Origin of the sequence: Paenibacillus sp. Root444D2 (assembly GCF_001426375.1) — a bacterium.
Lineage (GTDB): Bacteria > Bacillota > Bacilli > Paenibacillales > NBRC-103111 > Paenibacillus_E.
Window position 1 is genome coordinate 856,292 of record NZ_LMEO01000050.1, and the last position, 17,034, is coordinate 873,325.

18 protein-coding genes, 1 pseudogene and 1 riboswitch are annotated in these 17,034 nt (G+C 44.9%); of the genes and pseudogenes, 9 read left to right on the plus strand and 10 right to left on the minus strand.

What is annotated here, in order from left to right:
• Positions 1-42: 42 nt before the first annotated feature.
• Positions 43-240 carry a cold shock domain-containing protein gene (locus tag ASD40_RS31195; protein ID WP_028556542.1) on the minus strand — a complete coding sequence of 66 codons (198 nt, stop codon included), beginning with the start codon at positions 238-240 and terminating at the stop codon, positions 43-45.
• A 127-nt stretch (positions 241-367) separates the two neighbouring features.
• A complete protein-coding gene (locus ASD40_RS31200; RefSeq protein WP_057306998.1) occupies positions 368-1,084 on the minus strand; it encodes a methyltransferase domain-containing protein in 717 nt (238 codons plus the stop codon).
• A 179-nt stretch (positions 1,085-1,263) separates the two neighbouring features.
• Between ASD40_RS31200 and ASD40_RS31205 the strand changes: the two genes are divergently transcribed.
• From ASD40_RS31205 to ASD40_RS31225, 5 genes and pseudogenes are all read left to right on the plus strand, one after another.
• Entirely contained in the window at positions 1,264-1,530 is a 267-nt protein-coding gene (locus ASD40_RS31205; RefSeq protein WP_052229206.1) for a hypothetical protein, read from the plus strand.
• A 274-nt stretch (positions 1,531-1,804) separates the two neighbouring features.
• Positions 1,805-2,446 (plus strand): annotated as a pseudogene (locus tag ASD40_RS31210) (TerC family protein); the annotation flags it as partial.
• A gap of 283 nt (positions 2,447-2,729) precedes the next feature.
• Positions 2,730-2,912 (plus strand): hypothetical protein, encoded by a 183-nt coding sequence (locus tag ASD40_RS31215; protein ID WP_057307000.1) that lies wholly within the window; start codon positions 2,730-2,732, stop codon positions 2,910-2,912.
• A gap of 248 nt (positions 2,913-3,160) precedes the next feature.
• Positions 3,161-4,951 carry an oligoendopeptidase F gene (gene pepF, locus ASD40_RS31220; RefSeq protein ID WP_057307001.1) on the plus strand — a complete coding sequence of 597 codons (1,791 nt, stop codon included), beginning with the start codon at positions 3,161-3,163 and terminating at the stop codon, positions 4,949-4,951.
• A gap of 65 nt (positions 4,952-5,016) precedes the next feature.
• Positions 5,017-5,334 (plus strand): LapA family protein, encoded by a 318-nt coding sequence (locus ASD40_RS31225; RefSeq protein ID WP_057307002.1) that lies wholly within the window; start codon positions 5,017-5,019, stop codon positions 5,332-5,334.
• Between the two features lie 55 nt (positions 5,335-5,389).
• Here ASD40_RS31225 and ASD40_RS31230 read toward each other — a convergent pair whose 3' ends face one another.
• Positions 5,390-6,202: a DUF92 domain-containing protein gene (locus tag ASD40_RS31230; protein WP_057307003.1), complete on the minus strand. Its 813-nt coding sequence runs from the start codon at positions 6,200-6,202 to the stop codon at positions 5,390-5,392.
• Positions 6,203-6,410: 208 nt separating this feature from the next.
• On the opposite strand from ASD40_RS31230, the gene ASD40_RS31235 reads away from it, so the two are divergent.
• Positions 6,411-7,598 (plus strand): HD domain-containing phosphohydrolase, encoded by a 1,188-nt coding sequence (locus tag ASD40_RS31235; RefSeq protein ID WP_057307004.1) that lies wholly within the window; start codon positions 6,411-6,413, stop codon positions 7,596-7,598.
• 66 nt (positions 7,599-7,664) lie between these two features.
• Here ASD40_RS31235 and ASD40_RS31240 read toward each other — a convergent pair whose 3' ends face one another.
• Both ASD40_RS31240 and ASD40_RS31245 read right to left on the minus strand, forming a co-directional pair.
• Positions 7,665-8,291 carry a fumarylacetoacetate hydrolase family protein gene (locus ASD40_RS31240; RefSeq protein ID WP_057307005.1) on the minus strand — a complete coding sequence of 209 codons (627 nt, stop codon included), beginning with the start codon at positions 8,289-8,291 and terminating at the stop codon, positions 7,665-7,667.
• A gap of 17 nt (positions 8,292-8,308) precedes the next feature.
• Positions 8,309-9,583 (minus strand): CapA family protein, encoded by a 1,275-nt coding sequence (locus ASD40_RS31245; protein WP_057307006.1) that lies wholly within the window; start codon positions 9,581-9,583, stop codon positions 8,309-8,311.
• Positions 9,584-9,737: 154 nt separating this feature from the next.
• Between ASD40_RS31245 and ASD40_RS31250 the strand changes: the two genes are divergently transcribed.
• Together ASD40_RS31250 and ASD40_RS37610 are read left to right on the plus strand one after the other, a co-directional pair.
• A complete protein-coding gene (locus tag ASD40_RS31250; RefSeq protein WP_057307007.1) occupies positions 9,738-10,511 on the plus strand; it encodes a metallophosphoesterase family protein in 774 nt (257 codons plus the stop codon).
• Between the two features lie 77 nt (positions 10,512-10,588).
• Positions 10,589-10,807: a hypothetical protein gene (locus ASD40_RS37610; protein ID WP_156390248.1), complete on the plus strand. Its 219-nt coding sequence runs from the start codon at positions 10,589-10,591 to the stop codon at positions 10,805-10,807.
• 631 nt (positions 10,808-11,438) lie between these two features.
• On the opposite strand, the gene ASD40_RS31255 is transcribed toward ASD40_RS37610, so the two are convergent.
• The gene (locus ASD40_RS31255) at positions 11,439-12,074 is read right to left on the minus strand and encodes an O-methyltransferase (protein ID WP_057307008.1); all 636 of its coding nucleotides are present in this window, start codon (positions 12,072-12,074) and stop codon (positions 11,439-11,441) included.
• A gap of 136 nt (positions 12,075-12,210) precedes the next feature.
• Between ASD40_RS31255 and ASD40_RS31260 the strand changes: the two genes are divergently transcribed.
• Positions 12,211-13,362, plus strand: coding sequence for a THUMP domain-containing class I SAM-dependent RNA methyltransferase (locus tag ASD40_RS31260; RefSeq protein WP_057307009.1), 1,152 nt, complete (start codon positions 12,211-12,213; stop codon positions 13,360-13,362).
• Between the two features lie 191 nt (positions 13,363-13,553).
• Here the strand turns inward: ASD40_RS31260 and gloA2 are convergent, their stop codons facing one another.
• The 4 genes from gloA2 to ASD40_RS31280 form a co-directional block, all read right to left on the minus strand.
• A complete protein-coding gene (gene gloA2 / locus ASD40_RS31265; RefSeq protein WP_057307112.1) occupies positions 13,554-13,949 on the minus strand; it encodes an SMU1112c/YaeR family gloxylase I-like metalloprotein in 396 nt (131 codons plus the stop codon).
• 76 nt (positions 13,950-14,025) lie between these two features.
• The gene (locus ASD40_RS31270; protein ID WP_057307010.1) at positions 14,026-14,940 is read right to left on the minus strand and encodes a hypothetical protein; all 915 of its coding nucleotides are present in this window, start codon (positions 14,938-14,940) and stop codon (positions 14,026-14,028) included.
• 134 nt (positions 14,941-15,074) lie between these two features.
• Positions 15,075-15,380, minus strand: coding sequence for a hypothetical protein (locus tag ASD40_RS31275; RefSeq protein ID WP_057307011.1), 306 nt, complete (start codon positions 15,378-15,380; stop codon positions 15,075-15,077).
• 102 nt (positions 15,381-15,482) lie between these two features.
• A riboswitch (cyclic di-GMP riboswitch) is annotated at positions 15,483-15,576 on the minus strand.
• A 109-nt stretch (positions 15,577-15,685) separates the two neighbouring features.
• Positions 15,686-16,909: an MDR family MFS transporter gene (locus ASD40_RS31280; RefSeq protein WP_057307012.1), complete on the minus strand. Its 1,224-nt coding sequence runs from the start codon at positions 16,907-16,909 to the stop codon at positions 15,686-15,688.
• Positions 16,910-17,034 lie beyond the last annotated feature (125 nt).

Below are 17,034 nucleotides of genomic sequence, written 5' to 3' on the forward strand. Positions count from 1 at the left end.
TGTGCTATGACACTCTATTTATAAGTGGGAAGTCCCAGTTTCTTATAATTTGGTGACGTTAGCTGCTTGAGGACCACGGTTGCCTTGAGTAATATCAAACTCAACGGATTGGCCTTCTTCTAATGTTTTGAATCCTTCGCCCTGAATTGCGGAGAAGTGAACGAATACATCGTCGCCTCCATCAACAGAAATGAAACCGTAGCCTTTTTCTGCGTTAAACCATTTAACTGTACCCTTCAAATGAACAACCTCCTAAAAATATCGCCATCTATGACGAATAAGGAAATTATACCATTATCAAGGTGATAAATCAACGAAAAAAACGGTGTGGATAAGCTAATATTTGTTGATGTACCAACGTTTTCCACTATGCAGAGGGGTGTTTAAATATGCATAAATATTGATGAGAATTCGGCAAAAAAGGCAGACCGGCTTCCCTTTTTTGGACCAAATATCCTTCATTTGTGAGCTCATTAATTAATTCTGATAGCTTGCTATATTCGGCTTGCCGAAAATTTAATAACGGATAAATACGCACTTCGCCGCCAAGCTTACAGACACGAAGCAGTTCCTTAACAGCTGCCCGATGAAAAGCGTAGTCGAATTGTTCTTCATATAGAAAGAGAAAATGACTGCATAAAACAAGGTCAAAGCTCGCTTCTGCTAATGGAAGTGAAGGAAGACAAGCAGCATGATATCTAGAGGTCGCATCCTTACTCGAAAAATCATTTAAAAACTGCTTGAGGCCTTTGACTCTTCCAGCTTTGTGTTTGTCAACAGAACCATAATACGTCCAATCATACACATCTACTAATTTTTCCATTTTGGCTGCAACAATCTCAATCTCTTGCAAACCATGCTCAGCGATCGCCTCAGTAGATTTCTCATACAAAGGATCAACCGCTTCTGACAATATACCTAGCTGCCGCGTTTCTGCCGTAAACGAGGACGCACCGCCGGCAACATCTAAGACTCGCTTACCCATTAAATTATCCGTCTGTAACATAAACATTTTCTCATATTCTGCGTACGATCTTGAGGTCATCGCAACCCCTACTTGCTCATAAACACGCTTTTGTTCCATGCTCATCTCTCCTCTGCTCGACTCTTTGGCCTTGCCTAACTGCCTCATAACCCATTCCCTATGGAAAGGATTAGGAGGATTTTATCATGGGACCGTGATTGGAGGCAACAAGAAATTGACAGCGGCTTGTTTGGAAATCGCCTCTTTTTGTGGTACGATTACTTATATCTTTGAGCTCAATGCAGAAACGAGGAAAACAAGTGTCAAATCAACCTTTTAAGAAACATGTTATTTACAAAAAAGATAAATGGAACATGCTGAATGTCGAGGTACAAGGCAGTAAAATCGTACTAACTGAAATAACCGATCAATGGGGCGAAGAGTGCCACACCTTCATCGGACGACCAGCTATGCTACACTGGGCTAACGAGCGGTTTGCCAAAGACAAATTCGAAGGCACAGATGAAGAATGGCAAGCCATTATGGATGCTTTCAAGGAAGTTTAATTCTTTGGTCCAAATGCCTTGACTTTCACATCCACCCTTCTTATAATTAACTTATAAGTTCATACGTTTTACTCCAAAGGGGAGTAGCTGATACAGTAAAGTCGTCAATTCGGATCCTCATCAGGTCCCGGCTTTATTGGCAACGACAATCGTTGTTAGCAAGACCTTTGCCATGTTTATTGGTGAAGGTCTTTTTTGATGAATTAGAGCCTTCACCGGTCACCGGTGCTAGGCTCTATTTTTTTCAAAAATCGGCTAAAGGGAGTGTTCGCTCATGGATTGGTTATCAACAGGTTTCTTCGTCTCACTGCTCAGCATTATTCTCATTGATCTGGTACTTGCGGGAGATAACGCGATCGTTATCGGTATGGCTGCTCGTAATTTGAAAAAAGAAACACAAAAACAAGTCATCCTCCTGGGTACGATTGGCGCCATCGTCATTCGTGCTCTAGCAACAATGGCTGTTGTTACTCTTCTGAAAATTCCTGGTCTTCTACTGGCTGGCGGTATTCTTCTCCTCTGGATTTCGTATAAACTGCTTAGTGAAAAGAAGAATCACGGAGACATTAAGGCCAAAGACGGCATCTGGGCTGCCATTCGAACGATTATCGTGGCTGATGCCGTGATGGGTCTCGATAATGTCATTGCTGTAGCTGGCGCTGCTCACGGTAACTTCATACTCGTCATTATAGGGCTTCTGGTAAGTGTGCCTATAGTTGTTTGGGGCAGTACGCTGTTCATCAAATGGATTGAGAAGTATCCGTCGATCCTATACATCGGTGCAGGAGTTCTCGTATTAACAGCTGGTAAAATGATTACTGGCGAGAAGTTCCTTGCCCCTTACTTCAACTCAAATCCGCTTGGCAAATGGCTGTTCATTGGTTTACTCATCGTAGTTGTTCTTGCAGCAGGCAAATGGTCGAAAATGATTGGTTACCAGGTCGAAGTTGGGGACAGCGGTCAGCTTACACTTCCTAAGGAATTAAGCGATGAAGCACAGATTGCTGCTGAAGATCGTTTTACCGTCAAAATGGATTCTCGCGGCAAGTTCATACTGGTCAAAGCGGAGGATGATGAAAATCCGGATGAAACGATGCAGCATGCTGGCTGAAAAAGGAGTTTTGATTCGCACAGCGAAAGTTACTATCATGCGTTAGTTAGCAAGCGTCATACTCTATAGGGATAAGGATGATTCAACAATGAACAATTCCGGATCTATTATTACATTTGTACTCGTATCCTTCTGCCTAGCCATCATTTTGATTATGAAAAAAGACAGCCTTCCGGCACAAATGAAACGCTACCTAGCATTGCTGGCGATTGTCATGGTCTCGTTATCGTTTGTACTCATCTTAATTAGCTTCTTTGGAGCCGGAAAGTAAATTTACTTCCTTCCAGCTTTTTCATATAATCATAAATGAATGGGTTAACGGTCATACTAGGTGAAAACCATGTTATGGGATTTTATCAAGCACATCCCATGTGGGAATACGCCGGGAGCGTGACCGTAATGCGCTGGATCTATGTGACTGCGGCAATGGGACTTCTTCTAAGCTCGATCCCAGCAGCCGAATTACATGCCAAAGATAACCGATTACCCCAATCTCAAAACAAGGACAGGAGGGCTCCGATGACTCAAATATTGGAACGCAAGCAAGTACCGGCCGAGCACCGATGGAATCTAGAGGATTTATTTGCCGATCAGAAGGCTTGGGAACAGGAATTTCAGAATGTGAAAAACTCGCTTGGCAAAATCAGCGCCTTCCAAGGAAAACTAAGCGATCCCGCTACGGTAAAGCAGTGTTTCCAGTTGGAAGATGAAGTCTCTGTGAAAACAGAAAGACTGTATGTTTATGCCAACATGAAGCACCATGAAGATACAGCAGAACCAACCTACCAGGCCTTATCTGATAAAGCAAAAAAAATTAGTGTCGAAGTAGGAGAAGCACTCTCCTTTGTTTCACCAGAAATTCTTAGTTTATCGGATGAAAAGCTTAAGCAGCTGGTGGAAGATCCTTCTTTATCTTTCTACAAGGACACACTCGAAGAAATGATTCGCCAGAAGCCGCATACGCTATCCAAGGATCAAGAAGCCCTGCTTGCTCAAGCGGGTAACATGGCCGGAGCGCCGAGCACCATCTTCGGTATGCTCAACAATGCCGACTTGAAATTCCCAAAAATTAAGAACGAAAAAGGCGAAGAAGTCGAACTTACTCATGGGAGCTACATTCAATTCCTAGAGAGCCGCAACGCCGAAGTTCGAAAAAACGCCTTCCATGCTGTCTACGAAACTTATCGCAACAATAAAAATACAATCGGCGCAACGCTTAGCGCGAATATTAACAAGAATATCTTCTATGCTAAGGCTCGTCACTACCCTTCCGTTCTTGAATCAACCCTGTTTGGGGACAATATCAAGAAAGAAGTGTATACGAACTTAATTTCCACGATTCACGATTCTTTGCCGCAGCTGCAGCGTTATCTGAAGCTACGCAAGAAGCTGCTTAAAGTCGATGAATTACATATGTACGACCTTTTTGCCCCGCTGGTTGAAGAGTTCAAGATGGACATCACCTACCAGCAAGCCAAAGAAGAAATCAAGAAAAGCTTAGCCCCATTGGGTGAAAACTACTTAAAAATTCTTCAAGACGGCTTTGATAACCACTGGATTGATGTATATGAGAACAAAAATAAGCGAAACGGCGCTTATAGCTGGGGTGCTTATGGCACACATCCTTACGTGCTTCTGAATCATAAGGACAACTTGAACAGTATGTTCACATTGACACACGAAATGGGTCACGCCATTCATTCGTATTTGTCTGATGAGAACCAAGAGTACCGCTATGCGCAGTATACGATTTTCCTTGCAGAAGTCGCTTCTACGCTTAATGAGGCACTGCTCATGGACTATTTATTGAAACGCGTAACGGATCCGAAAGAAAAACTATATCTGCTTACTTACTACGCGGATCAGTTCCGGACAACAGTATTCCGTCAGACGATGTTTGCCGAATTCGAAATGATTACGCATGAAAGATCAGAAAGTGGAGATTCCCTGACACCGCAGGAATTCAGCGAAATCTACTATGGCTTGAATAAACTGTATCACGGGAATGCCATGGTCGTGGATCAGGATATCGAGATGGAATGGGCTCGAATTCCTCACTTCTACAACAGTTTCTATGTGTACAAATATGCAACGGGCTTCTCGGCAGCAACCAGCTTTGCGAAACAAATTCTGGATGAAGGCCAGCCAGCCGTAGACCGTTATTTGGGCTTCTTAAAAAGCGGCGGCAGCGACTACTCGCTGAACATCTTGAAAAAGGCCGGTGTAGACATGTCCACACCAGAACCAATCAAGCAAGCAATGAGTGTCTTCAGCTCCCTACTTGATCAAATGGAAGAGTTAACTAAGTAATTGTTCTGATAAAGGTTGGAGGCGTACGCCTCCAACCTTTTCTCAGGTGAAAGGATGAATGATGGATGAAGATGCAATGGATTCTCATATCTGCTTTAGTATTCGCTCTCATAACGGCTATCTTTGCCGTCATTAATGTCGAACCGGTTCAAGTAAATTTCATGTTTGCTCAGACATCCACCCCCTTGATCCTTGTCATTTTAACATCCACCTTGTTAGGCGGTCTGATTGTCGGCCTCTTCGGAATGGTACGTCAGTATAAGCTGCAGCGTAAAGTTCGGCATTTGGAAAAGCAGCTTCAGGATGCCTTGTTCCCTCCAGCTCCCCCGCAGCCGGCGCATGATAAAGACCAAACCGAACCCAGCGGTTCAACGGTTCATTAAGCATACAAAAACAACCCTACTGCACAGATTGCAGCAGGGTTGCTTTGTAGTTATTTTAAAATATCAAAATACTTATTACTAAACACATAATGCCTCCGACTAGCGAGGATACGGCATTGACCTTATCATTTGTCATCCAGCTCATACCGCGAATCTGTGTGGCTTTTTGGTCGCAATGAAACTGTTTCTCAATGGTTTTCCCGCAAACATTACACCGATACATCACTTGAAACGTCGCCCCGAGCCAAGAATCAGCCAAAGAACCAAGCAAGCCAGAAACAGCACCTAGTATGATTAGCGCTGCAAGTGTTCCTACCTGATATCCGGAGTCGCCTATCTGACTGAACCACCCACTAACCAGACCAATGAATGCTCCTCCCAGCAATGAAGCTAATAGTCCTAATCCCGTTACACCGCCCGATGTACCAGCCGGAACACGCTTGCCGTTAATAATTGAACGCGGTGCAGATACACTCATTCCGCCTATTTCCGTAGCCCAAGTGTCTGCATTGACCGTTGCCATAACCCCTACAAATACAATCCACCAAGCTGGATCGGGCCAAACCGCATTCCCTATACATAGCAATAAACCAAGACCACCATTTGCAGCAACTTGTCCGGCATCTCGCCTTCCACCTTTGGCATAACCGCTTTCTGCTGCGGATTTGCGTTGATGCTTGAGTTTAGATAATAAGGTAGAAGATACGAAGAAGGCAATAAGTGTCCCAAACCAAGCTAAGCTTCCCAGCGCAAACATCGATGTACCGAGCAGCACAGCAGCAATCAAACCCGATAAGGATAAGGATCCCTTCCAATAGGCTGCACCTGCGATGATTAAGCTACCCGCTAAACCCCAAATCCACTCCACATGCAGCACTCCTATTCTTCTTCCATACCCTTTATAAACCGTTCAAAAATCTCTCTTATTGTATCATAGTCGTATTCGAGGTCATACGTTTACAATCCTTTCGTCATGTTTGACAAATTCATCTGAATTTTTGGTTAACTCGACAAGATGCAACCAATTTCTATGAAATTTATGATAAACTTAGTTCGGTGAATGTTAGGAGGCTGACATGGAGAACGATCAATTCGATAAAACGTCCCAGTTAAAAAAAGACCTGGATCCTCAAGGAATGCTGCGTGTTATTTTTGACTATGCAGCCAAAATTGCGAACGAACGAATCCTAGACAACGTACTTATGCTGATGGCCGACATGGGACGAGAGATGATTGTCTCAGATCGCTGTACAGTTTGGTTGCTTGATACGAACAAAAATGAGTTATGGTCCAAAGTAGCTCATGGTCTTGACGAAATTCGCATTCCTAGTACGGCTGGTCTTGTCGGCTATGCTGTAACGAATGATAAAGCTGTATTTATTCATGACGCTTATTCGAATGAAGAGTATAAATCCTATCTCTTGAATGGGGCCCTTCGAACGGACCAACAAACGGGTTACCGCACCAAAGCGCTCTTGGTTATTCCATTCCGAAACAGCCAAGGTGAAATTATGGGTGCTTACCAAGCCATTAATAAGCTGACGGCAAGTGAACAATTTTCTGATAAAGACATGGAATATTTAACGTTAGCTTCCTCCTACGCGGGTAAGTCATTAGAATCTGCTTTGCTTACGAACGAGATCGAGGAAACACAGAAGGAAATTATTTTTCGAATGGGGGAAATTGGTGAGAGCAGGTCCAAAGAAACAGGAAATCATGTAAAGCGAGTAGCGGAATATTCTTATCTCTTAGCCTTAGGCTTAGGTATGAGTCAAGAAGAAGCTGAATTATTGAAAATGGCTTCGCCCATGCATGATATCGGTAAGGTGGCTATCCCTGATAGTATCTTAAACAAACCAGGAAATTTAACAGATGAAGAATTCAAATTGATGCAGAACCATACACGAATTGGCTATAATTTGCTCAAGAACTCCAATCGCCATATTCTGAAGACGGCCGCTGTTGTCGCTTATGAGCATCATGAGAAATGGAACGGGCGCGGATACCCACGCGGAATCAAGGGCGAGGACATTCACATCTATGGCCGAATTACAGCGATTGCTGACGTATTCGATGCACTCGGCAGTGAGCGTGTTTACAAAAAAGCTTGGGAGCTCGATCGCATTTTGACTTTGTTTAAAGAGGAGCAGGGCGAGCATTTTGACCCCAAAGTGGTGGATGCTTTTTTTCAGCAATTGCCGGCCATCCTTCGAGTTCGTGATCAATATTCAGATGCTGCTTTAGAGGATCCAACAGAAGTTTAATCAAGGAAAAATAAAGGGCAGTTCTCTCAGGTCACTAATGACCTTAAGAGACTGCCCTTTGATCTGTTACATGTTAATCGTAACGGCTCCGAATCCTTCTTCTCCCCATAACAGTTCCAAGCGATCACCTTGATGTACAGGACCTACCCCTTCAGGAGTACCTGTGTAGATGATATCACCAGCACCTAAACCATAATGCTTTGCAATGTAATCAATAATGGTTTGTAGATCGAAGATCATATTACTGATGTTGCCGTTCTGCACAACTTGTCCATTCTGGCGAAGCTGAAAGTTCGATTCTGCCAGCTTTGAAGCTCCTGGAAATGGTCGGAATGAACTGATTGGCGCTGAATTCAGAAAGCCTTTGGCAGGCAGCCATGGCTGACCCTTCTTCTTAATGACGTTCTGAACATCCCGAAGTGTGAAGTCAATGCCAAGTGCATACTTGTCGACAATTTCATCCACTTGGATACCTTCTGTATAAGGCTTTGCGATATGTAGGATAAGCTCGGCTTCATAGTGAATCTCACCTTGATCACCAGGAAGTATCAATTCTCCCCCATTCATTGGGGCAAGTGCATGTGTCGGCTTGGTAAAAATCATAGGTTGATCGGGAACATCATTCCCCAGTTCAGCGGCATGTGCCCGGTAGTTGCGACCTACACAGTAAATATTGCGAACAGCTTCTGTCATGTTGATTGCTCCTCATCTTATTTCTTGCTAACATTGCCTTGCGCGTCCACTTGAGCGCCAATTGAGATTTTACTCAAACGCTGAAAGAGCTTTGCGCCATCTTCCGTACTCATCGGAGTCGGCAGTGCTGCTTTGGTCAAAATTGGCACAAGGTGGATATCGCATTGTTTATCTTTTGAACACGCAGCCTCTAAAATAACTGTCTCCCATGTCTTTGGGGTATCATTCGTTGTAAAAATGAAATTACCTAGACTATAAGCAATCCATTTGCCTTTATATTGCTCGAAGCCTTGTAAAACATGTGGATGACCGCCTACGATGAGATCAGCGCCGGCATCGATGTAGCGATGGGCCAGGTCTTTCTGATTCTTATCCGGATTATCGCTTCTTTCCACTCCCCAATGGGTAACGACAACGACCAGATCAGCACTTTCTTTTGCTTTCTGAATGGCTTCGACCGGCAGCTTGTAGCTATACGTTTCAGCTACGCCGGCATGGCCAGGACCTGCTTTCCATGAAGCCTCTGGAACGACACGGCTGAAGCCGAAGAAGGCAATCTTCACCCCCGCTTTTTCCACGATGACTGGTTGGTAAGCTTCTTCCAAATCTTTGCCCGCTCCAACTCGCTTAACGCCCTCTTGATCTAGGGCATCCATCGTGTCCAGCAAACCTTCTGTCCCATAATCCATCACGTGGTTATTCGCTAGATTAACGAGATCAATCCCAGAAGCTTTCAGGGCAGGCAACGCCATCGGTGAAGAACGGTAGACGTAATCCTTATTTTGAACTGTGCCTCTAGTTGTTATGGGTGTTTCTAAATTAGCAATCGTATAATCGGGCTTGCTCAGAAAGTCTTTTACATTCGTATAAGGGTAATCATAGCCTTTTTGCTTTAAAATATCTTCCACTTTGGAGGCCATCAACACATCACCCACAAAAGTTAACTTCACTTGCCCGCCACTGCTCGTGGGCTCACTCGATGCGATAGGAGGAGGAGTCGGGATAACGGCTTTTACCGTAGACTCTGGGCTAGGCTTCGCACTAGCTGTGCTAGCACTGCTCGCTGTATTCGTTGGTTTGGTTGGAACAGGCGAAACACTAGCCACTGGTGAGGATGCTGAATCTTGCTCTTCTGCTGATTTACTGTTCGATGTCCAATAGGAAGCGCCTATGCCAATAGCAAAACAGGCTGCTGCGGCAAGCGTGAGTCCCCCAATTACCTTAAGCGGGGTCTTCTTGCTCGTAGAGCGTTCTTTTTTCGGTTTACGGTGACGATCTTGTCTGGATTCCAATCAAAACATTCCCCTTTCCCCCTACAAATTATAGCAGAAGAAACCCTCATTGGGTAATAGTAAGAGACTCTCATTTTCAGATTCATAATCCTTGTGGTATAACTGAAACATAATTAAGTTCATTTGAGTTTATCAGAGAAAGGGAACGAAAACGTTGGAGAAAATCGCAATCATATCGGATATTCATGGTAATTTGCCCGCACTGGAAGCTGTGCTTTTAGATATTGAACGCCGAGGCATTAAACGCATTATATGTTTGGGCGACCTAGTAGGTAAAGGGCCTGATTCCGCTGCTGTCGTTGACCGTATCAAGGAGGTATGTGAATCCGTTGTTCAAGGAAACTGGGATTTGGGGATTACCCTTCCACAGGAACAGCCAGCCGGATTGTGGCATCAGCACCAGCTTGGTGAGGATAGGCTTGCTTATCTGGAACAGCTGCCTTTCTCCGTTGATTTGAATGTAAGCGGCAAATTGTTCCGACTGTTCCACGCTTCTGCGCAAAGTGTCTATCATAGAGTGAAACGTAAAGCATCTAAACAAGAACGTCTTGCAATGTTTCAAAATACGGAGCTGACAGGTGCGTCGCCGGATGGGAAACAGCCTGATATCGTCGGCTACGGAGACATTCATATTCCCTATCTTATAACGATCAAAAACCCATCGGAGAAACGCTCTGTGAAGCACGCAAGCAGCGGTCTGATGCTCTTCAATGTTGGTAGTGTAGGAACGCCCTATGACGGCATACCGCAAGCCTGCTACTGCGTTTTGGAAGGGGAAACCGACGACAATGTGCAAGCTGGATTTGCGATTCAATTCGTACGCGTTCCTTATGATATTGAACGTGCTGTTCGCTTGGCTTACGACGCGCAAATGCCGGAAAGTCAACGATATGAACTAGAGATTACTACAGGACTGGTTCATAAATGAAGAGTGAGAAATAATCATGGGAATTTCTTCCACAATATGATAATATAGGCGTATCATTGAAAGTGAGGATGCCATCCATGAGGCTGAACTGGCGTAAAATTGTTTTGATCGTCGTATGTGCAGAGTTATTATTTATCTATTGGAACGGCATCAGTGCTATTTCTTTCAAGAAGCAAGAAGTCACTCACCCTAGTACCACATCACAATCGGTGCCTCCGTTAACGCAAATAAAACCAATTACTCCTGGCAAATTAAGCGAGTCTAACTTCCATATATCAAATCAGAAAGCATCTTAAAGTTAAATAAGGGATTAGCTTCGATTACCTCAAACCACAAAATATATCATTTTTATATGTCAATGAAGAGGAGCTGTCCCAGAAGTCAATTTATGATTTTTGAGCCCCACTTAGAATCAGCTTCATATGTAAAAAGCACCTCCATCTCCCACTTTAGTAGTGGAATTGGAGGTGCTTTTGTTTAAATTTCGGACATGCTCGAGCAAACGAGCACTTTTGGGACAGCCCTTATTGCGTACAAAGAGAAGTTATAGAGATTATACGCCGTGCGTCAATCTACATGGATATGTCTTAAATCGAAATCCCCCGTCATTTATGCTCTCTTTGAGGTTCCGAATGAATGAATTAATATTCGCGATTGAATGATGTTGTAGAAAGTACAACAATTGCTGCCTAAATCTCGCCGTACTCCCTTCGTTGTTGCATCATGTACAACAATTTGGTCCTATACAGGCCATTTCGCAACAAATGAGCTCGAAATGATGTGCAGACTGCAACTTCAAGTTGCAAAGTAGCCTTGAAGCGTGTGAATTGTTGTAGAAAATACAACAATGGTAACCTTTAAAGCCCCATCTACCCTCACGAAATAACATAGTGAGGAGGCATAATGAATCAAACGACAGACTCGGTGTTACTTCACTCGTGCTAAAGCCAAGCCATCATAGGCCGGGAGAATGGTACTTTCCAAACGCGGATCCGTAGCGATCAGCTGGTTAAAAGTACGCATCGCCTGAACCGAGGCTTTGGTTTGGTTCGCGTCGACGACTTTTCCTCGCATTAGCGTGTTATCCCCTGCAATAATGGCTCCAGGGTTTGCCAGTTTAATTGCCAGCTCCAAATAATTTGGATAATTCACCTTGTCCGCATCAATAAAAAAGAAATCAAACCGCTCTCCCTGCTCCAGAAGCTCATTCAGATGAATGAGTGCTTCGCCAATCCGGTACTCAACGAGCTGGCCAAGGCCCGCTTCGGTCACATTTTGCTTGGCTACATCAGCAAATTCTTGTTTTAACTCGAGGGAAATCAGCTTGCCGCCTTCTCTTAAGCCTCTCGCCAAACAAATCCCGCTATAACCGCCCAAAGCACCTATTTCCAATACCTTCGTTGCGCCAATCATCGTGACCAGCATAGTAAGCAATCTGCCGTACCCAGGTGCAATCGATATTTCCGGCATATTCTGGGTGCGTATGATTTCCTTAACCCGCTCTAGAACTTTATCTTCTTCGTATAAACCCTCCATATAGCTCTCAGCTGTTATGGTTTCCATGTTTTATCCTCCTTAGAAAAGCATCAAAGCATCCACTTTGCGTTGTTTCGTTTGTAAGTGTAACCTATTTGTCCTATACTTGTTAATTGTATGAGTTTTATGAGCGATGCACAACCCGGATGGAAGGAATCTAAACATGCCACAACAAATTGAACTAATCGCAACTTGCCCAATGGGACTTGAGGCCATCGTTGCTCGTGAAATCCGTGATCTTGGCTACAACGAGGTGACTGTCGAGAATGGGCGTGTCCGTTTTCTCGGCGACGAGCTGGCCATCTGCCGCACCAATCTTTGGCTCAGAACCGCCGATCGCATCTTGGTACACATGGGCCAATTTAAGGCCCTCACTTTCGATGAGCTTTTCGAAGGTACCAAAGCGCTTGCTTGGCCGGACTGGATTCCGAACGATGCCGAATTCCCTGTGGAAGGGCGTTCCCATAAGTCACAATTATCTAGCGTTCCCGCTTGCCAAGGCATCGTGAAGAAAGCCGTCGTGGAGAAGCTGAAGCTTCGCTACGGAACGGAGTGGTTCCCTGAGAACGGGGCACGCTACGTGATCGAAGTCGCACTCCTGAACGATATCGCAACGCTAACGATCGACACGACCGGCGCCAGCCTGCACAAGCGCGGCTACCGCAAGCTCGTGACCGAAGCTCCGCTCAAGGAGACCATGGCGGCTGCGATGATCCTCCTGAGCCGCTGGAAGGTCGACAGACCGCTCTACGACCCGTTCTGCGGGTCTGGAACGATTCCGATCGAGGCTGCTATGATCGGATGGAATATCGCGCCAGGACTGCGGCGCAGCTTCCCTAGCGAGGCGTGGGGCAATATCCCCCGCAAGCTGTGGGACAAGGCTCGCGACGAGGCCTTCGACGCGGTTAAAGATGATGTTCCGCTGAACATCATCGGCAGTGACATTGATCCCTCTGCCATCGAAGTGGCAGAGGCTGCCGCGAAGGCCGCTGGCTTGACGAAGCAGTTCAAGCTGCTCGTGGAACCAGTAGCCAAAGCCCGCCCGCGCGGCGACTATGGCTGCTTGATCACCAACCCTCCCTATGGAGAGCGGCTTGGTGAAGCGCAAGATGTTGAGGTGGCGCTGCGCCAGCTCGGAGCACTCACCGCTCCCATGCCGTCATGGAGCATGTTCATCCTAAGCCCGAGCACACAGCTCGAGCACTATATGAACCGCCGCGCAGATAAGAAGCGCAAACTATTTAATGGACGGATCGAGTGTAACCTGTTCCAATATCTAGGACCCTTACCTCCGCGCAGACAATCAGACAAATAAAATAAAAATCCCTCATCCGCTCATCCGACCTAACTGCATGCATGCAGCGGTCAGACCAAGCTAGTGAGGGATTTTATTTTATAAACAAAAACCAAATCAATAACGCCCATATGGGAATGGACACAAGAATACTCCATAGGCAGCCCTTGGCAAACCGCAGCTTCGGCTCCTGTTCTGTCCTTTCTTGGCGATCATTTTGCATGTTCCACCAACTCCAAGGGCAGTCCATCCGGATCTGCAAAGAAAGTATAGCGGTCACCAGTAATGGGATCAACCCGTACCGGTTCTACCGCAATCCCCTTGCTTTCAAGTTCTTTAACGCTTTCGTCCATATTCAGAACGACAAAAGCCAAATGCCTAAGACCCCTTGCCTCAGGCTGGTTAACTCGCAGCGGAGGGTTCGGAAATGAAAACAACTCGATCTGCTGTTCGGTCTGACCGATGCGCAAATCCAACTTATAGGAGTCACGTTCTGCACGATACGTTTCGTGTATGACCGTTAATCCAAGTAAATCGACATAGAAGTGTTTGGATCGCTCATAATTTGAGCTAATAATTGCCACATGATGAATTTGTGCTAACTCCACTCCATTCCCCCCTGTCCCCATTTCGTGAAAAACCGCATTCCGGGAACTCCCCGTCCTGCGGTCCGTTTCATTCATTTTATCCGTCTGTTCTCATCGTTTCAACAATTTTCTTCAAAACTTCCTCAGCGTCCAAATAGTCAACTTGGCAAGTACCAGCTGCATGATGACCGCCTCCACCATTTTGAAGCATCAAGTTGCCAATATTCGTTTTCGACGAGCGATTCACAATGCTATGTCCACAAGCAAAGACGCAGTTTTGTTTGTTTCGGCCATCGACAACCCAAATCGAGATATTTTGCTCTGGATAAAGGGCATATACCATGAAACGGTTCCCTGGATAGATGGTTTTCACATCGCGAAGGTCAGTAATAATCACATTGCCTTCCGTCCGTGTATAGGTTTGAAGCATATCACGATATAAGGCATCTAGTTCAAAATATCGCGCCACACGCTCTTTCACATCCGGCAATTCCATAATCTCATGAACGGACATCGTTGCACAGTGCTCCACAAGGTCTTCCATCAATTGATAGTTACTGATCCGATAATCGCGATAACGCCCTAAACCCGTTCGAGCATCCATGATAAAAGATAATAAATCCCATCCGCTTGGATTCAAAATATCTTCCTTGCTGAACTGCGCCGAATCCGCTTTATCCACCCCGCGCATAATATCATCGATGTCTCCGAAGGTCTCACGCCCTCCATAGTAATCATAAACAACACGTGCCGCACTTGGCGCGATTCGGGTTTCCCCTTTGAATTCAACCTTTTCGCCCATCCGCTCAAGTTCACTGGAATGATGATCGAACCACAAGCCACAACCCGCTACATAAGGGACATTGGCCAAAATATCGTTTTCCGAAACCTCTATCAAACCGTCCTGCATATCTTTGGGATGGACGAATTTCATTTCATCCACCATGTTTAGCTTTTTGAAAAGCATCGCGCATACTAAACCATCAAAATCCGAACGTGTGATTAATCTCATGCTATGTATCCCCCTAATCATAGTTCCTAAGCACTACTTAAATCTCTGACATTCATTATATCAGCTAGTGTCAATTTGTGACAATGATTTTGTCTTTATAAATCCCTTCAACTGGCAATAAAAAAACGGTACGCCTAGATAGGCTGTACCGTTCTTAATTTGGTTGATAAACATTGATAAAGCCTTGTCAAAAATGCCTCAATTTGCGACATCGGCGGCATTTTTACAGAAAGTTTAACTTCGCCCTTCCAGTAGAAAATCAAGATGCTATTGTTTCTCCCATGAAACATTTCAACATCCCAACAAGCTTCATTTAACGCGTATTCTTCCCGATTAATCATGAGCTTTGGTCCATCCGAGGAAGGCACCAAACGGGCAACATGATTACCACATAGCGAAGTCACTTTTTGTTCTTCTTGTAGTATTCCTTCAGACTGCATGCTGCTGGATCCTCCTTTTATTTGTACATAAATTTGTTATGACAGAGAAAAACCCCACCATAGTGAACCGATCGGAGGGGTTCTGATGTTGATACCCAATCGTTCGGCGGCTGGCTGGCTGCGTGTCCGGTTGCAGGACAAGGAAGCCCCTTTAGCTTTGCGTCACTGGCTTTCACCAGCTTTGCCTTTGTCGAGATGTCTTACAGAATGAATGAGTGTTACGAATAATAAATACTATACTCTCAAGGATACGGGAAGTTGTATCTAAATCGAATAGTTCCTAAGAACTAATTTTGCATTATTTTTCAAAAAATTTCTTTTTTCGACGTATTTTTCAGCAACATTTGACGATTCGCGCCTCTCCAATAGAAAATGGATCCCGTAATCGTAAGAACGGCCATAAGAACATACAACGTATTTCCACCATAAGAAACGAGCAAGAACCCACCTACCCAAGGTCCGATAAAATGGCCTATGTTCGTTAATGTTTGAGCGCCAAAATACGTGCCACGCATATGCTCGGGAGCTAATTTGTCAATCAACATATTAGCAGCGGGGTAATTGAGAATCTCGCCAAGGGTGAAAATTCCCATCGAAATAATAAGCCATACCAGCGAGTGAGAAAAGGCAAAGCCGACATCCCCTAACGCAAACATTAAGTTGCCAACTATAATTGCAATAAGAGGCGTGTACTTTTCTGCCCAACGAGTAAGCGGAATCTGCATGGCAATAACCACGATCGCATTCACACTCATTAAGATCGCAAACATTTTCACACCGTTTACAAAGTTGATCTCCAAATATTGCGAAAGTGTCACCATCACCTGTGAGTAACCGATAGCTCCAATAATACCGCCAAGGATATACAAGCGAAAAGTCATATCACTGCGAATTACTCGCAAAGCAGAACCAAAGGTAACCGAAGATTTCTTCTCACCCTCGATTTTCTTGATGCCAAAAGCGATAAGCAGTGCGTATAGGGTAACCGCATAAATAAAATAAATGATACCTGTAATGAGAAAAGGCAGCGCACCATTCATCGTAGCGAAAAAAGCACCCAAAAGCGGTCCAACAGCAACACCAACATTGATAGCCATATACCGCATCGAAAACACTTTAAGTCTCTTCGCAGGTTCTGTGAGGTCTGCCATCAACGCCTGCGACACGGGCTCATAAAAGGATCGGCACAAGCCGTTCAGCATATTGAGCAGCATAAACAGGATGGGTAATTTAACCATGCCGAAGCCTAAAAACACGAACGCCCAGCCGAAAAGAGCTGCCAGCATAATAATGCGCCTTCCGAATCGGTCCGATAAGGTCCCCCCTATAAAACCGCCTACGGTCCCAGCCAAAGAACCCATTCCGATGACAATTCCGATCATCACCGCACTCATCGACGTATGCCTGGATAAATAAATCGCGAGAAAAGGCAAACTCATGGAGGATGCAGCCCTGGCCATAACAGTTCCAAGAATTAACGTATGTACAATGGGATGATAAGAACTTAGAAAACCACGTAACCGATTCATTTGAAGGGACTCCTATCACTGTTTAATTTACCGCAGGTCAAAGAAATCGACACCGAATTCCAATTATACACGAAAAATGACGATATGTGTCTATGTTTCATACAAAAAAACACTCTCCAAGGAGA

What these genes read in the sequence shown, in the direction of transcription:
- ASD40_RS31200 (WP_057306998.1), bottom strand. Translation starts at nt 1,084, where the DNA reads ATGGAACAAAAGCGTGTTTATGAGCAAGTAGGGGTTGCGATGACCTCA.
- ASD40_RS31205 (WP_052229206.1), top strand. Translation starts at nt 1,264, where the DNA reads ATGCAGAAACGAGGAAAACAAGTGTCAAATCAACCTTTTAAGAAACAT.
- ASD40_RS31215 (WP_057307000.1), top strand. Translation starts at nt 2,730, where the DNA reads ATGAACAATTCCGGATCTATTATTACATTTGTACTCGTATCCTTCTGC.
- pepF (WP_057307001.1), top strand. Translation starts at nt 3,161, where the DNA reads ATGACTCAAATATTGGAACGCAAGCAAGTACCGGCCGAGCACCGATGG.
- ASD40_RS31225 (WP_057307002.1), top strand. Translation starts at nt 5,017, where the DNA reads ATGAAGATGCAATGGATTCTCATATCTGCTTTAGTATTCGCTCTCATA.
- ASD40_RS31235 (WP_057307004.1), top strand. Translation starts at nt 6,411, where the DNA reads ATGGAGAACGATCAATTCGATAAAACGTCCCAGTTAAAAAAAGACCTG.
- ASD40_RS31240 (WP_057307005.1), bottom strand. Translation starts at nt 8,291, where the DNA reads ATGACAGAAGCTGTTCGCAATATTTACTGTGTAGGTCGCAACTACCGG.
- ASD40_RS37610 (WP_156390248.1), top strand. Translation starts at nt 10,589, where the DNA reads ATGAGGCTGAACTGGCGTAAAATTGTTTTGATCGTCGTATGTGCAGAG.
- ASD40_RS31255 (WP_057307008.1), bottom strand. Translation starts at nt 12,074, where the DNA reads ATGGAAACCATAACAGCTGAGAGCTATATGGAGGGTTTATACGAAGAA.
- ASD40_RS31260 (WP_057307009.1), top strand. Translation starts at nt 12,211, where the DNA reads ATGCCACAACAAATTGAACTAATCGCAACTTGCCCAATGGGACTTGAG.
- ASD40_RS31270 (WP_057307010.1), bottom strand. Translation starts at nt 14,940, where the DNA reads ATGAGATTAATCACACGTTCGGATTTTGATGGTTTAGTATGCGCGATG.
- ASD40_RS31275 (WP_057307011.1), bottom strand. Translation starts at nt 15,380, where the DNA reads ATGCAGTCTGAAGGAATACTACAAGAAGAACAAAAAGTGACTTCGCTA.
- ASD40_RS31280 (WP_057307012.1), bottom strand. Translation starts at nt 16,909, where the DNA reads ATGAATCGGTTACGTGGTTTTCTAAGTTCTTATCATCCCATTGTACAT.